Here is a 13838-nt window from a genome sequence, read left to right as displayed (position 1 = left end):
TCATCGGCGGCCCTCGGCCACCGCGTGCTCGTGCGCCGCACGGGCGATGTTGCGCTGCATCCCGCCGAACACGATCCCGTGGAACGGGCTGATCGCCCACCAGTAGAGCTGCCCCGGCAGGCCGCGCGGGGAGAAGATCGCGCGCTGCCGGAACACGGGTCGGGGTCCCGGCCCGTCCTCGACCGCCAGCTCCAGCCACGCCAGCCCCGGCAGCCGCATCTCGGCGCGCAGCCGGAGCAGCCGCCCGGGCACCACCTTCTCCACGCGCCACCAGTCGAGCGCGTCGCCGGGCTCCAGCCGGAGCGGGTGGCGGCGCCCGCGCCGGAGCCCGGGGCCCCCGAACAGGCGGTCGAGCAGGCCGCGGGCCACCCAGCCGAGGCGCCACGAGTACCAGCCGTGGGCGCCGCCGATGCCCTCGATCACCGACCACAGCGACTCCGGGGTGGTGTCCACCTCGCGCGACCGGTCGTCCACGAGCAGGCTGCCGCCGGCCCAGTCCGGGTCGTCGGGCAGGGGGTCGGACGGCGCGCCCCGCGTGGAGGCCGAGCTCCAGCTGGTCCGCACGTCGAGGTCGCGGATCCGGGCCAGCGCCAGGGCGACCGCGTCGTCGAAGCCGACGAGCCCCTCGGGCGGGTCGGGGACGTACCGCGCGATGTCGTGGTCGCGCGCCACGACCTCGTGCACGAGCGAGCCCACCAGGGGGCGGGCGATCGACGGCGGCACCGGGGTCACCAGCCCGACCCACAGGCTGGCCAGCCGCGGCGTGAGCACCGGCACGGCGCGGATCACCCGGGGCCGCAGCCCGGCGACGGCGGCGTAGCGCTGCATCATCCGGCGGTACGTCAGCACGTCGGGGCCGCCGATGTCGAAGCCGCGGCTGACGTCGCCCGGCACCTCCGCCGCCCCGACGAGGTAGCGCAGCACGTCGCGGACGGCGATCGGCTGGATGCGGTTCTCGATCCACCGCGGGGCCACCATGACCGGCAGGCGCTCGGTGAGGTACCGCATCATCTCGAACGACGCGCTGCCCGAGCCGAGGATCACCGCGGCGCGCAGCACGACGGTCGGGACCTCGCCGTCGAGCAGGATCTCCTCCACCTCACGGCGGGAGCGGAGGTGCGGCGACAGGTCCGCCGTGTCGGGGTAGAGGCCGCCCAGGTAGACGACGCGCCGCAGCCTCGCCTCGGCGGCCGCCTGCGCGAACCCCCGGGCCGTGCGGCGGTCGGTGTCGGCGAAGCCGGAGCCGGAGCCGAGCGCGTGGATGAGGTAGTACGCGACGTCGACGCCCTCCAGGGCGCGGCGCAGGTCGGCGCGCTCCTGGGCGTCGCCCGTCACGACGTCGACGTCGTCCGCCCAGGCCCGCGCGGCGAGGCGCTCGGGATGGCGCGCGAGCACGCGGACCCGGTACCCGGCGGCGAGCAGCTCGGGCACGAGCCGCCCGCCGATGTACCCGGTGGCGCCGGTGACCAGCACGAGCGGGGCGTCGGTCGGCATGGGTGTCGCTCCTGGGTCGTCGGGGGACATCGTCGGTCAGGTCGCTAGCCAGGCTAGCAATATCCGACGACGGATGGCAGGGTGGAGGGGTGCCCGCGGCGCCTCGCCCGCGGCGCCTTCTGACGATCGAGGAGGACCGATGACCGACACGACACCGTCCCCGCGGCTGCAGCAGGTCGTGGTGACCGTGAGCCTGCTGGTGTGCGTCGTGGGCTCGATGATCGGCGTCGGGGTCTTCGGCGGCACCCGGGTCGAAGAGGCCGCGGGCGGCGCGCTCGCGGCCGACGCGACGCTCGTGGCCCCGGCGTCCCCCGCGTTCTCGATCTGGACCGTCATCTACCTCGGCCTCGCGGGGTACACGGTCTTCCAGTGGCTCCCCGCGCACGCGCTCGACGAGCGGCAGCGCCGCCTGCGGGCGCCGGTCGCGGCGACGATGCTGCTCAACGCGGCCTGGATCCTCACCGTCCAGGCGGGCCTGCTGTGGTGGAGCGTCGTGGTCATCGTGGCCCTCCTGGTGATGCTCGCCCGGACGTTCGTGATCCTGGTCCGGACCCCTGCGAGCGGCGTCGCGGAGCGGGTGCTGGTGGACGGCACGCTCGGCCTCTACCTGGGCTGGGTCTGCGTGGCGACCGTCGCGAACGTGGCGGCGGCCCTGACGGCCGCGGGGTTCGACGGCGGGGGCGTGGCGGCCGACTGGTGGGCCGTGGGGATCCTGTCGGCGGTCGCCGCGATCGGCGTCGCCCTCGCCGTGCGCGGGCGCGGGCGGCTCGCCGTCGCGGCGGCGATCGCCTGGGGTCTGGTCTGGGTCGCCGTCGCGAGGTCCGGGGGCGAGCCGACCTCGGCGCCGGCCGCGGCGAGCGCCGTGGCCGCCGCCGTCGTCGTGCTCGGCGCGGCGGTGGTGCTGCGCGTGCGGGCCCTCCGCGCCCCCGCCGTCGCCGAGGCGGGCGCGTCGTGACCGGGGCCGACGCCGGACCCGGTGCGGAGCCCGAGGCCGCCGACGACCACGTCGTCCTGCTCGACGACGCGGGGGCCCCGGCGGGGACCGCGCCGCGCGCCACCGTTCACACCCGCGACACCCCGCTGCACCTCGGGTTCTCCTGCTACCTGTTCCGCCCGGACGGGGGGCTCCTGCTCACGCGGCGGGCGCTGTCGAAGCGGACGTGGCCGGGGGTCTGGACCAACTCGTTCTGCGGGCACCCGCGCCGGGGCGAGTCGTTGGCGCAGGCCGTCCTGCGGCACGGCCGGCACGAGCTCGGGCTGGACGTGGCGACCGACGGCGAGCCCGTGCTCCCGTCGTTCCGCTACCGCGCCGTGGACGCGGGCGGCGTCGTCGAGAACGAGATCTGCCCGGTGCTCTTCGCGTCGGTGGACCGCGACCCGGTGCCGAACCCGGACGAGGTCATGGACTGGCGGTGGGTGCGGCCGCGCGACGCCTCGGCGCTCGTCGACCTCGCTCCCTGGGCGGTGAGCCCGTGGATGGTCGAGCAGGTGCGGGAGCTGCGGACCGCGGGCTGGGCCGCGCCGCGCGCCTAGCCGGACATCAGGCCGACGCGTCGCCGACGACGGTGCCCGCGACGTCGTCAGGCTCCCGCTCGGCCTCCGCGGCCATGGCCAGCAGGAAGTCTCGCACGGCCGGGCGGGAGCGCGCCGGCACGGCCCGCGCGATCTCGAGCATGCGTGCGTGCACCGGGGCGAGCCGCTCGCGCACCTCGGCGTGCGCCTCGTCGGAGGCGACGACGACCACGGACCGGCGGTCCGACGGGTGCGGGCGCCGCTCGAGATGGCCGGAGGCGACGAGGCGGTCGAGCAGCTTCGTGGTCGAGGCGGTGGAGATCGCCAGGTACTCGGCGAGCCCGCGCGGTGTCGTCGGCTCGCCGTGCCCCTCGCAGGCGATGACGTGCTGGAGCGCGCGGAGGTCGGTGAGGTTCATCTTCATGTCGCGGCCGGCGCGTCGTCGCATCGCCTCGTCAGCGCGGCGGAAGGTCCGCAGGGCCTCCAGGAGGCGGCGGGCCTCCGCGTCGGACTCCTGGTACCAGTAGGAGCCCCCCGTGGGTGCCTGGGTCACGCGCCCATCGTAGTGGCCCGTCATGAGGCTAGTATCTTTCTAGGCTAGCGATATGCCAAGCTAGTGACATCCAGCGAGGAGGTGGGTTGCGTGCAAGGTTCGTCGCCCGACGACCCGGTCGCCCGTGTCGTGGAGGGTGCGGTCCAGCGGCTGCTCGACGACGGTGACCGCCCGGACGACACCCGGCTCTGGCACGCCTTGCGCGGCACGAGCCGCGGCGGGAAGCGGCTGCGCCCCCGCCTCCTGCTCGATGCGTACGACGCGCTCGCGGGCGCGGCGCCGCCAGAACCGCGGGACGTCGCCGTGCGCGTCGCCGCCGCCCTCGAGCTCCTCCACCACGCGTTCCTCGTGCACGACGACGTGATCGACGGCGCGGACACGCGCCGCGGCCGTCCGAACGTGGCCGGGGTGCACGCCGCGCAGGCGCTGGAGTCCGGGGCCAGCGCGCGGCAGGCCGAGGGCTACGGCGCCGCCGCCGGCATCCTGGCCGGGGACCTCGCCCTGGCGGCGGCCGTGCGGGCGGTCGCGCTCTGTGGGGCGTCCCCGGCGGCCACCGAGCAGCTCCTCGACGTCGTCGACGAGGCCATGCACCTCACCGCGGACGGCGAGCTCGCGGACGTCCGCCTCAGCCTCGGGGGGTGCGCCGACCTCGACGAGACGCTGCGGACCGCGGAGCGCAAGACCGCGGTCTACTCCTTCCAGCTCCCCCTGCGGGCCGCGATGATCCTGGCCGGCCGGGAGGACCTGGACGAGGGCGTCCGGCGACTGGGTCGCGACCTCGGGCTCGCGTTCCAGCTGCGGGACGACCTCGACGGCGTGTTCGGCGACCCGGCCGAGACCGGCAAGAGCAACGCCTCCGACCTGCGGGAGGGCAAGTGCACCCCGCTGGTGGCCCTCGCGCACGGGACCTCGGCGTGGGGCGAGCTGAGCACCCTGCTCGGCGACCCCGACGCCGGGGACGCCGAGCTGCGCAGGGCCCGCGAGCTCCTCGAGGCCTGCGGGGCGCGCGCCGCCGTCGAGACGCTCGCCGCGGACCTCGAGCGGGACGCCGTGGCGCTCGGCCTCGCCCTGGGCCTGGGGGAGCTCGCCGAGAACGTGGCCGGGGCGCACCTCACCCGGGCGTCGAGCGCCGCATGAACGCCGCGACGACATCGAGCGGGGCGGTCCCCGCCGTGCCCGTGCCCGTGCCCGTGGCCGGGGCCGGGGCCGCGGTCGCCGGCGTCGACCCGACGTACGACGCCACGGCCGTGCGCAGCGCCGCGGTGGTCGTGCGCGCCTACTCCACGTCGTTCGGCTGGGCGTGCCGCCTGCTCGGCGACGACGTGCGCGACCACGTGCGCGGCGTCTACGCGCTGGTCCGGGTGGCCGACGAGATCGTCGACGACCCGCGGCCGGGGCTCTCCGTCGCCGAGCGCGGCGAGCTGCTCGACGAGCTCGAGCAGGAGGTGGCGCGAGCGCGAGGACGCGGGCGCAGCAGCAACCTCGTGGTGCACGCGTTCGCGCGTACGGCGCGCCTGTTCGGCATCGGGGACGACCTGGTGGCGCCGTTCTTCGCGTCGATGCGGACCGACCTCACGGTCACCGCCCACGACGAGGCCGGCTTCGCCACGTACGTGCACGGCTCGGCCGAGGTGGTCGGCCTGATGTGCCTGCGGGTGTTCGTCGCCGCCGACGACGCCGCGTACGCGCGGCTGGCCCCGGGCGCGGCCCGCCTCGGGGCGGCGTTCCAGAAGGTCAACTTCCTGCGCGACCTGGCCGAGGACGTGGACCTGCGCGGCCGGTCGTACTTCCCGGGGCTGGACGTGGACGCGTTCGACGACGCCGACCGCGACCGGCTGCTCGCCGACGTCGACGCGGACCTGGCGGCCGCGCGCGTCGCGATCGACGAGCTGCCGCGCAGCTCGCGGCTCGCCGTGCGCGTGGCGCACGACCTGTTCGCCGAGCTCTCCCGACGGCTGGCGGCCACCCCGGCTGCCACGATCCGGCGGGAGCGGGTCCGGGTCCCGGGGCCGGTCAAGGCGCGGCTGGTGGCCGGGGCCCTGGCGAGGGAGGCGCTCCGATGAGGGTGGTCGTCGTGGGAGCGGGGATCGCCGGGCTGGCGACGGCGGGGCTGCTCGCCCGCGACGGCCACGAGGTCGAGGTGCTCGAGCGGCACGACGCCCCGGGCGGCCGCGCCGGCTCGTGGGAGCGTGCGGGCTTCCGCTTCGACACCGGCCCGTCCTGGTACCTCATGCCCGAGGTCTTCGACCACTGGTTCCGGCTGATGGGGTCGAGCGCCGACCGCGAGCTGGACCTCGTCGGGCTCGACCCGGCCTACCGGGTGTTCTTCGAGGGCCACGACGACGCGCTGGACGTCTCGCCCGACCGGGCCGCCAACGCGGCGGCGTTCGAGGCGATCGAGCCCGGCGCCGGGGAGCGGCTGGAGCGCTACCTCGACTCCGCGCACGACACGTACGACCTCGCGCTGCGGCACTTCCTGTACACGACGTTCGCGTCGTGGCGGCCGTTCGCGCACCGGGACGTCGCGACGCGGCTGCACCGGCTCGGGCCGCTGCTCGGCAGGTCGCTCGGCTCCCGGGTCGCGGCGGCCTTCCAGGACCGGCGGCTGCGCCAGGTGCTGGGGTACCCCGCGGTCTTCCTCGGCTCGTCGCCGGACCGGGCGCCGAGCATGTACCACCTGATGAGCGCCCTCGACCTCGACGGCGGCGTGCGATACCCACAGGGGGGATTCGCGCGTGTGGTCGACGCGGTCGCCGGGCTCGCGGTGGACGCAGGGGTCACCCTGCGCACCCGCGCCCGCGCGACCGCGATCACGACCACCCCGTTCACGCGGAGCGTCGTCGGGAACGGCCCGGGGGCGGCACGGACCCGGCTCCCCGCCCCCGGGTCCCGCCGTCCCCGGGCCGCGGTCACCGGCGTGCGATGGGTGGACGACTCCGGGCGGGAGCACCACGCGCCTGCCGACGTCGTCGTCACCGCGGCCGACCTGCACCACGTGGAGCAGGACCTGCTGCCGCCCGACCTGCGCGACCGGTCGCCCGCGTGGTGGGACCGGCACGACCCCGGCCCCGGCGGCGTCCTGGTGATGCTCGGCGTGCGGGGGCGGGTGCCGCAGCTCGCCCACCACTCCCTGTTCTTCACCGCGGACTGGGGGGAGAACTTCGGCGCCATCGCCGAGGGCCGCGTGCCCGACCCGGCGTCGCTGTACGTGTGCGCGCCGTCCCGCACCGACCCGACCGTGGCGCCTCCCGGGCACGAGAACCTGTTCCTGCTCGTCCCCGTCCCCGCCGACCCCGGCCTCGGGCGCGGCGGCGAGGACGGCGCGGGCGACGCCGCCGTCGAGGCGATCGCGGACGCCGCGATCGACCGGGTCGCCGAATGGGCCGGCGTGCCCGACCTGCGCGAGCGCGTCGTCGTGCGGCGCACCGTGGGCCCGGGCGACTTCGCCGCCGACCTCTCGTCGTGGTCGGGTGGCATGCTCGGACCGGCGCACACGCTGCGCCAGAGCGCGATGTTCCGTGCAGGCAACCGCTCGCGGCGCGTCGCGGGGCTGCTCCACGCCGGCGGGTCGACCATCCCCGGCGTCGGGCTGCCGATGTGCCTCATCAGCGCGGAGCTCGCCGTGAAGCGGGTGCGTGGCGACACGACCGCCCACCCGCTGGCCGAGCCGTTCCCCGAGACCCGTCCGGCCCTCGCCTCCCGGGAGTGATCGCCCTGCACTGGACCTCCTTCGTCTACCTCGCGCTGCTGCTCGGGGCCCTCGCCTCGATGGCCCTCGTGGACCGGCGCGCGCGCCTCGTCCTCTGGTCGGCGCACCCGGGCCGCGGCGCCGCCGTGCTCGCCGTCGGCACCCTGGTGTTCCTCGGGTGGGACCTCGTGGCGATCGGGGCGGGCTTCTACTCCCGTGGCGGCGCCGCCATGACGGGCGTCGAGCTCGCGCCGCACCTGCCGCTCGAGGAGCTGTTCTTCATCCTGTTCCTCTGCTATTTCACGCTGGTGCTGCACGGGCTCCTGCGGCGCGCGGTCGCCCGACGGCGCCCCGCCCGCCGCGGGCCCGCCCGCCGCGGCGCGCTCCGTGCGGTACCGGACCCCGTCCGGGAGGCGCGATGACGTACGCCGGGCTCGCGGTCGGCGTCGTCGCCGGCGCGCTCGTCGTCGCGCTGGTCGTGGCGCGCGTCCGCCGCCTCGGCGCCCGGTGGTGGGCGGCGACGGCGCTCGCCGCCGTCGTGCTCGTGGTGCTCACCGTCGTCTTCGACAGCCTGATGATCGCCGCCGACCTGTTCCGGTACGACGATGCCGCGCTCCTGGGCGTCCGCGTGTGGCTCACGCCGCTGGAGGACCTCGCCTGGCCGGTCGTCGCCGTGCTGCTGCTGCCCGCCCTGTGGGCGCTGGCGGGGGACGACGAGCGCGCGGGGGCCGACGCATGACGGCGCCCGTGACCGGGGGACAGGCGGTGGGGCCGGCGGCCGCGCTGCGACAGGTCGTGGGCTCGTCGCGCCCGGTGAGCTGGATCAACACCGCGTACCCGTTCGCCGCGGCGTTCCTGCTGGCGGGCGGGGCCGGCCGCGTCGGCGTCGCGGAGCTGGTGGTCGGCACGCTGTACTTCCTCGTGCCGTACAACCTGCTGATGTACGGGCTCAACGACGTCTGGGACTACGAGTCGGACCTGCGCAACCCGCGCAAGGGTGGCATCGAGGGCGTGGTGCTGTCGCGGCGGTGGCACCGCCTCACGGTGCGCGCCGCCGTCCTCAGCAACGTCCCGTTCCTCGCGTACCTGGTCCTCGTCGGGGATGCCGCCTCCACCGCGGTGCTCGCCGTGAGCGTGTTCGCCGTGGTCGCGTACTCCGCGCCGGGGCTGCGGTTCAAGGAGAGGCCGGTGCTGGACTCGGCGACGTCCGCGACCCACTTCGTCAGCCCCGCCGCCTTCGGCCTGGCGCTGGCGGGCGGCACGGTCACCGGCACCGTCGTCGCCGTGCTGGGGGCGTTCTTCCTCTGGGGGATGGCGTCCCAGGCGTTCGGCGCGGTGCAGGACGTCGAGGCGGACCGCGCCGCCGGGATCGGCTCGGTGGCCACGTGGCTCGGCGCGGCGCGCACGGTGCGCGGGGCGATGGCGGCCTACCTCGCCGCCGGAGTCGTGCTGCTCCTGGCGGGCTGGCCGGCGGCCCTCGCCGCCGTGCTCGTCGTGCCGTACGTCGTGAGCGTCGCGCCGTTCCGGAACCTGCCCGACGACCGCTGCGAGGAGGCGCACGCCGGGTGGCGACGCTTCCTGTGGCTCAACCTCGTCACCGGCTTCCTGGTGACGCAGCTGCTCATCGCCGCCAGCCTGGGCTGGCTCTGAGCTCCAGCTGCCCGTCGGGCACCGGGATCCGGGGCACCCGCGGGCGGGCGTCGCCGGGCGCGTCGATGATCCGGCCGGAGGCGCACCGGTCATCGTGACACGCGCACCCACCGCACGAGCAGCCCGACGGCGAGCACCCCGGCGCCCGTGAGCACCGCGGCCGGCGGCAGCGTCGCGCCCAGCAGCACGCATCCGACCAGCCCCACGGCCTGCAGCGCCCGCGGGTAGCGGCGGTGCGCGCCGGTCTGCGTCCAGGCGGCGAGGTTCGCCACCGCGTAGTACGCCAGCACGCCGAACGAGGAGAAGCCGATCGCACCGCGCAGGTCCACCGTGAGCACCAGGGCGACCACGACGACGGCGACGGCCACCTCGGCCCGGTGCGGTACCCGGAACCGGGGATGGACGGCGGCGAGCGGCCGCGGCAGGTCGTCCTCGCGCGCCATGGCGAGCGTCGTCCGGCCCACGCCGGCGACGAGGGCGAGCAGCGCGCCGAGCGACGCGGCGGCCGCGCCGACGCGCACGACGACCCCCGCCCACGGCACCCCGTCCACCGCGGCGGCCAGGGGTGCGGGCGCGGCCGCCGTCCCCGCGAGCCCGAGCGCCGCGAGCAGCGTGACCGCCACGGTCGCGTAGACCACGACGGCGCCGCCCAGGGCTCCGACGATCGCGCGGGGGATGGTGCGGGCCGGGTCGCGCACCTCCTCGCCGAGCGTCGCGACGCGCGCGTACCCGGCGAACGCGAAGAAGAGCAGCCCCGCGGCCTGGAGGACGCCGTAAAGCACCGTGCCGGTGCTGGCGGGGACCGTCGCGACCAGCGTCGCCGTCGGGCCGGGGGCGTCCGCCGGGCCGCCGGCGAGGGCCACGGCGACGGTCACCGCCAGCGAGAGCAGCACCACGACCACGATCCACCGGGCCAGCCGCGCGGTGCGCGTGACGCCGCGATAGCTGACGGCCGCCAGCGCGACGACGGCGAGCGCTGCCACGGGCCGCTCCCACCCGGGCGGGGCGGCGTACGCGGCGAACGTCAGCGCCATCGCCGCGCAGCTCGCCGTCTTGCCGATCACGAACCCCCACCCGGCGAGGAACCCCCACCACGGGCCGAGCCGCTCGCGCCCGTACACGTACGTGCCGCCCGAGGCGGGGTACTGCGCCGCGAGCTGCGCGGACGACGTCGCGTTGCCGTACGCGACGACCGCCGCGACGGCGAGGGCGAGCAGCAGCGCCGCGCCCGTGCCGGCGGGAAGCACGGCCGCGGCGGCGGGGGAGAAGGCGGCGAAGACGCCGGCCCCGATCATCGACGACAGGCCGATCACGACGGCGTCGGTGGTGGTGAGGCGGCGCGCGAGCTCGGTCACGGGTCGATCGTGCCGTGCAGGCCGCCGACAGGGGATCTTGCGCGCCGATTGAACACGTGTTTAGTCTGTTGAACATGCGTTCAGTCGATGCCGCGCCCGAGGAGCCGACGACGGACCCGACGGCGGGCCGCGGGCCGCTCGTGCCGGCGCCCGACGGCAGCACGCGCGGCCGGATCCTCGACGTCGCGATGCGCCGCTTCGCCCGGTCCGGATTCGGCGCGTCCGTGCGAGCCATCGCCGCGGACGCCGGGGTGAGCCCGGCGCTCGTCATCCACCACTTCGGGTCCAAGGACAAGCTGCACGCCGCGTGCGACGAGTACGTGCTCGCGTGGATCCGCGACGTCAAGCGAGACTCCATCGGGCGCGCCGCCGGCGGCAACCTGCTGCAGGTGCTCTCGGCGGCGGACCAGTACGCCCCGCTCGTGGGCTACGTGCTGCGCTCGCTGCAGGCGGGCGGCGCGGTCGGCCGAGAGTTCACCGAGCACATGATCGCCGACGCCGAGGTGTACACGTCCGAGGCGGTGCGCGACGGGGTCGTGCGGCCCAGCCGCGACGAGGCGGCGCGGGTGCGCTACCTCGTCTACTCCGCGCTCGGCGCGATGCTGCTCTCCGTCACGCTCGACCCGCCGCAGGACGCCGAGGACGTCACGGCGGCGATGCGCCGCTTCATGGACGAGCTGTACCTGCCGATGCTCGAGCTCTTCACCGAGGGCTTCCTCACCACCCGTCGCATGCTCGACGACTACCTCCTGTACGTGCCGGACCCGCCGGGCGGGGCGCAGGCCCCCACCGACGGAACCCCCCACGACCACGAAGAGGAACCATGACCACCACGGCTTCAGCCACCTCGGCTGCCGGGACCGCGGCCACGCCCGCGGTCGAGATCCACGACCTGCGCAAGGCCTTCGGCTCCGTCCTGGCCCTCGACGGGCTCGACCTGACCGTCGAGGCCGGGCAGGTGGCCGGCTTCCTCGGCCCCAACGGCGCCGGGAAGTCCACCACCATCCGCGTGCTGCTCGGCCTGCTGCGCTCCGACTCCGGCAGCGCCCGCCTGCTCGGGGGCGACCCCTGGCGCGACGCCGTCGCGCTGCACCGCCGTCTGGCCTATGTGCCGGGCGACGTGTCCCTGTGGCCGAACCTCACCGGCGGCGAGGCCATCGACTACCTCGCCCGCCTGCGCGGCAAGCCCGACAAGAGGCGCAAGGCCGAGCTGCTCGAGCGGTTCGAGCTCGACCCCACGAAGAAGGCCCGCACGTACTCCAAGGGCAACCGGCAGAAGGTCGCGCTCGTCGCGGCGTTCGTGTCCCAGGTCGACCTGCTCGTGCTCGACGAGCCCACCTCCGGTCTCGACCCCCTGATGGAGGCCGTGTTCACCGAGCAGGTCCGGCAGGCCAAGGCCGCGGGCACGTCGGTGCTGCTCAGCAGCCACATCCTGTCCGAGGTCGAGAAGGTCTGCGACACCGTGACGATCATCCGGAACGGCCGGGCGGTGGAGTCCGGCACCCTCGACGACCTGCGCCACCTCACGCGCTCGGCCGTCACCGCCGTCGTCGCCGGCGACCCCTCGTCGATCGCCGCGATGGCCGGCGTGCACGACCTCGCCACGACGACGGACGGCGAGGGCACCCGCGTGACGTTCGACGTCGACAACTCCGAGATGGGGCGCGTCCTGCCCGCCGTCTCCGCCCTCGGCGTGCACTCGTTCACCGCGCAGCCGCCGTCCCTGGAGGAGCTGTTCATGCGGCACTACGGCGACGAGCTCGCCGCCGACGGCGTCCAGGTCGAGGGCTCCCGCAGCAAGGCGGGCGCGCGATGAGCGCCGTCACCGCCGCCCCTCCGCTGCACCGGGCCGAACCCGTGCGCGGCGGCACCACGCTCACCGGCACGTGGAGCCTGGTGCGCTTCATCCTGCGCCGCGACCGCGTGCGGCTGGTGGTCTGGAGCCTCGGGATCCCGCTGCTGTACCTGGGGTCGCTGCCGGAGTACACCACCATGCTGGACGACTCCGAGGGGCAGGCCGTCCGGGCCGCGCTGGTGTCGTCGCCGGCGATGGTCGCGATGACCGGACCCGGGTACGGCACGGACGACTACACGGTCGGCCCGGCGCTCGCGAACGAGCTCACCCTGTGGGTGGTGATCGCGCTCGCCGTCATGAGCATCCTGCAGGTGGTGCGGCACACCCGCGCCGAGGAGGAGTCCAGCAGGTCCGAGCTGGTGCGCGCCGCCGCGGTGGGGAGGCACGCCGCGGTGGTCGCGGCGCTGTTCGTCGTGCTGGTCGTCAACGCCGTCATCGCGGTGCTGTCCGCCGCCGTGCTCGCCGCCGCCGACCTCGACCTCACCGACGCGCTCGGCATGACGGGCGGCATCGCCGTCGCCGCGCTGACCTACGGCGCCGTCGCGCTCGTGGCGGCCCAGGTCACCGAGCACTCGCGGGGGGCCACCGGCCTGTCCATGGCCGTCCTCGGCGCGACCTTCACCGTGGGCACCGTCGGCAACATGCAGGAGCCGGGCGGCACCTGGCTGTCCTGGCTGTCGCCCATCGGATGGGCGCAGCAGATGCGCGCCTTCGTCGACCTGCGGTGGTGGCCGGCGGCGATCGGCGTGGTCGTGATCGTCCTCCTCCTGCTCGCGGCGTCGTCCCTCGCGTCGCGGCGCGACTTCGGGGCCGGGCTCGTGCCCGACCGCCCCGGGCGTGCGGACGCCCTGGACAGCCTGCGCTCGCCCGGCGCGCTCGCCTGGGTGCAGCAGCGCATGGCGCTGCTGTGGACAGGGCTCGGTCTGGGGATCATGTGGCTCGCGATGGGGACCGTCGCGTCCGACGTGCCCGAGCTGACCAAGACCCTCCAGGACAACCCCGTCTACGCGTCCGTCCTCGGCGCCGGCGACCCCGTCGCCGGGTTCCTGCGCATCATCGTGCTCTACGCCGCCCTCGGCGCGGCCGTGTACGGCATCGTCGCGATGCTGCGCGCCAAGGCGGAGGAGGACGCCGGTCGTGCCGAGTACGTGCTCGCGACACCGGTCGCGCGGGGCCGGTGGTTCGGCGCCACGCTCGGCATCAGCTCGGCCGCCACCGTGGTCGTCCTCGTCGTGGGCGTCGCCGCGGGCGCGGCGGGCGCGGTGTTCACCGGGCTGTCGGACCCGTCCTTCGGCGCCATCCTCGGGGCTGGCCTGCTGTACCTGCCGGCGCTCGCCGTGTTCGTCGGCTTCACCGCGGCGGTGTACGCGTGGGCTCCGCGGGCGGCCTCGGTCTCGTGGGTGCTGCTCGAGTGGGCGATCGTCGTCGCGCTGTTCGCGGGCCTGTTCCACATCCCCGAGTGGGCGCAGAAGATCTCGCCGTTCTGGTGGGTGCCGGACTCGCTCTCCGGCGACGTCGACCGGGGCCACGTCGGCGGGCTGTGCGCCGTCGCGCTGGTGCTGGTCGTGCTGGCGTTCGTCGGCTTCCGCCGGCGGGACGTCGCGACGAGGTAGCGCTCCCCGCGACAAGTGCTGGGGCGGCGGGTTCAAGCGGTCGTCGCAACACCTGATCTGGTGAGGGGTGTTGGGATGGGTGACGGGACGAAGGTCGTGCGGAGTGTGGAGCGCGCGT

At 75.6% G+C, this 13838-nt stretch carries 14 protein-coding genes; 11 read left to right on the top strand and 3 right to left on the bottom strand.

Going from position 1 to position 13838, the window contains the following annotated elements; genetic code table 11:
* Nucleotides 1–1524, bottom strand: coding sequence for an SDR family oxidoreductase (locus ACFCZN_RS19535; RefSeq protein WP_429765461.1), 1524 nt, complete (start codon nucleotides 1522–1524; stop codon nucleotides 1–3).
* 109 nt (nucleotides 1525–1633) lie between these two features.
* Here ACFCZN_RS19535 and ACFCZN_RS19530 point away from each other — a divergent pair, with 109 nt between their 5' ends.
* Together ACFCZN_RS19530 and idi are read left to right on the top strand one after the other, a co-directional pair.
* Nucleotides 1634–2449, top strand: coding sequence for a TspO/MBR family protein (locus ACFCZN_RS19530; protein WP_430557860.1), 816 nt, complete (start codon nucleotides 1634–1636; stop codon nucleotides 2447–2449).
* Nucleotides 2446–3027 (top strand): isopentenyl-diphosphate Delta-isomerase, encoded by a 582-nt coding sequence (gene idi / locus ACFCZN_RS19525; RefSeq protein WP_429765464.1) that lies wholly within the window; start codon nucleotides 2446–2448, stop codon nucleotides 3025–3027. The genes ACFCZN_RS19530 and idi overlap by 4 nt, the downstream gene beginning before the upstream one ends.
* A 7-nt stretch (nucleotides 3028–3034) precedes the next feature.
* Here the strand turns inward: idi and ACFCZN_RS19520 are convergent, their stop codons facing one another.
* Complete coding sequence (locus tag ACFCZN_RS19520; protein ID WP_429765465.1) at nucleotides 3035–3559, bottom strand: MarR family winged helix-turn-helix transcriptional regulator; 525 nt, start codon at nucleotides 3557–3559, stop codon at nucleotides 3035–3037.
* A 90-nt stretch (nucleotides 3560–3649) separates the two neighbouring features.
* Here ACFCZN_RS19520 and ACFCZN_RS19515 point away from each other — a divergent pair, with 90 nt between their 5' ends.
* Genes ACFCZN_RS19515 through ACFCZN_RS19490 form a run of 6 tightly spaced genes read left to right on the top strand, consistent with a single transcriptional unit; the run spans nucleotide 3650 to nucleotide 8897 of the window.
* On the top strand, nucleotides 3650–4696 hold the full coding sequence (locus ACFCZN_RS19515) for a polyprenyl synthetase family protein (protein ID WP_430557859.1): 1047 nt from the start codon (nucleotides 3650–3652) through the stop codon (nucleotides 4694–4696).
* Nucleotides 4693–5622, top strand: a complete 930-nt coding sequence (locus ACFCZN_RS19510; RefSeq protein WP_430557858.1) for a phytoene/squalene synthase family protein — start codon at nucleotides 4693–4695, stop codon at nucleotides 5620–5622. The genes ACFCZN_RS19515 and ACFCZN_RS19510 overlap by 4 nt, the downstream gene beginning before the upstream one ends.
* Nucleotides 5619–7268 carry a phytoene desaturase family protein gene (crtI, locus tag ACFCZN_RS19505; RefSeq protein WP_429765468.1) on the top strand — a complete coding sequence of 550 codons (1650 nt, stop codon included), beginning with the start codon at nucleotides 5619–5621 and terminating at the stop codon, nucleotides 7266–7268. Before ACFCZN_RS19510 ends, crtI begins: the two co-directional genes overlap by 4 nt.
* Nucleotides 7265–7669 (top strand): lycopene cyclase domain-containing protein, encoded by a 405-nt coding sequence (locus ACFCZN_RS19500; protein WP_429765469.1) that lies wholly within the window; start codon nucleotides 7265–7267, stop codon nucleotides 7667–7669. The genes crtI and ACFCZN_RS19500 overlap by 4 nt, the downstream gene beginning before the upstream one ends.
* The gene (locus ACFCZN_RS19495; RefSeq protein ID WP_430557857.1) at nucleotides 7666–7986 is read left to right on the top strand and encodes a lycopene cyclase domain-containing protein; all 321 of its coding nucleotides are present in this window, start codon (nucleotides 7666–7668) and stop codon (nucleotides 7984–7986) included. The genes ACFCZN_RS19500 and ACFCZN_RS19495 overlap by 4 nt, the downstream gene beginning before the upstream one ends.
* Nucleotides 7983–8897 (top strand): prenyltransferase, encoded by a 915-nt coding sequence (locus ACFCZN_RS19490; protein WP_429765472.1) that lies wholly within the window; start codon nucleotides 7983–7985, stop codon nucleotides 8895–8897. Before ACFCZN_RS19495 ends, ACFCZN_RS19490 begins: the two co-directional genes overlap by 4 nt.
* An 89-nt stretch (nucleotides 8898–8986) precedes the next feature.
* On the opposite strand, the gene ACFCZN_RS19485 is transcribed toward ACFCZN_RS19490, so the two are convergent.
* On the bottom strand, nucleotides 8987–10252 hold the full coding sequence (locus ACFCZN_RS19485) for an APC family permease (protein WP_430557856.1): 1266 nt from the start codon (nucleotides 10250–10252) through the stop codon (nucleotides 8987–8989).
* A 74-nt stretch (nucleotides 10253–10326) separates the two neighbouring features.
* Between ACFCZN_RS19485 and ACFCZN_RS19480 the strand changes: the two genes are divergently transcribed.
* The 3 genes from ACFCZN_RS19480 to ACFCZN_RS19470 are packed head-to-tail and all read left to right on the top strand — an operon-like array spanning nucleotide 10327 to nucleotide 13720.
* A complete protein-coding gene (locus ACFCZN_RS19480) occupies nucleotides 10327–11079 on the top strand; it encodes a TetR family transcriptional regulator (RefSeq protein ID WP_430557855.1) in 753 nt (250 codons plus the stop codon).
* The gene (locus ACFCZN_RS19475) at nucleotides 11076–12068 is read left to right on the top strand and encodes an ATP-binding cassette domain-containing protein (protein ID WP_430557854.1); all 993 of its coding nucleotides are present in this window, start codon (nucleotides 11076–11078) and stop codon (nucleotides 12066–12068) included. Before ACFCZN_RS19480 ends, ACFCZN_RS19475 begins: the two co-directional genes overlap by 4 nt.
* Entirely contained in the window at nucleotides 12065–13720 is a 1656-nt protein-coding gene (locus ACFCZN_RS19470; RefSeq protein ID WP_430557853.1) for an ABC transporter permease, read from the top strand. The genes ACFCZN_RS19475 and ACFCZN_RS19470 overlap by 4 nt, the downstream gene beginning before the upstream one ends.
* The last annotated feature ends 118 nt before the right edge of the window (nucleotides 13721–13838 follow it).

Origin of the sequence: Isoptericola sp. NPDC056134 (genome assembly GCF_042264825.1) — a bacterium.
Classification (GTDB): Bacteria; Actinomycetota; Actinomycetes; order Actinomycetales; family Cellulomonadaceae; genus Isoptericola; species Isoptericola nanjingensis.
This window is presented reverse-complemented; position numbering and strand designations above follow the sequence as displayed.

Excerpts from the sequence above, each read along its gene's own strand:
- ACFCZN_RS19535 (WP_429765461.1), bottom strand. The coding sequence starts at position 1,524 with ATGTCCCCCGACGACCCAGGAGCGACACCCATGCCGACCGACGCCCCG.
- ACFCZN_RS19530 (WP_430557860.1), top strand. The coding sequence starts at position 1,634 with ATGACCGACACGACACCGTCCCCGCGGCTGCAGCAGGTCGTGGTGACC.
- ACFCZN_RS19510 (WP_430557858.1), top strand. The coding sequence starts at position 4,693 with ATGAACGCCGCGACGACATCGAGCGGGGCGGTCCCCGCCGTGCCCGTG.
- crtI (WP_429765468.1), top strand. The coding sequence starts at position 5,619 with ATGAGGGTGGTCGTCGTGGGAGCGGGGATCGCCGGGCTGGCGACGGCG.
- ACFCZN_RS19495 (WP_430557857.1), top strand. The coding sequence starts at position 7,666 with ATGACGTACGCCGGGCTCGCGGTCGGCGTCGTCGCCGGCGCGCTCGTC.
- ACFCZN_RS19490 (WP_429765472.1), top strand. The coding sequence starts at position 7,983 with ATGACGGCGCCCGTGACCGGGGGACAGGCGGTGGGGCCGGCGGCCGCG.
- ACFCZN_RS19480 (WP_430557855.1), top strand. The coding sequence starts at position 10,327 with ATGCGTTCAGTCGATGCCGCGCCCGAGGAGCCGACGACGGACCCGACG.
- ACFCZN_RS19475 (WP_430557854.1), top strand. The coding sequence starts at position 11,076 with ATGACCACCACGGCTTCAGCCACCTCGGCTGCCGGGACCGCGGCCACG.
- ACFCZN_RS19470 (WP_430557853.1), top strand. The coding sequence starts at position 12,065 with ATGAGCGCCGTCACCGCCGCCCCTCCGCTGCACCGGGCCGAACCCGTG.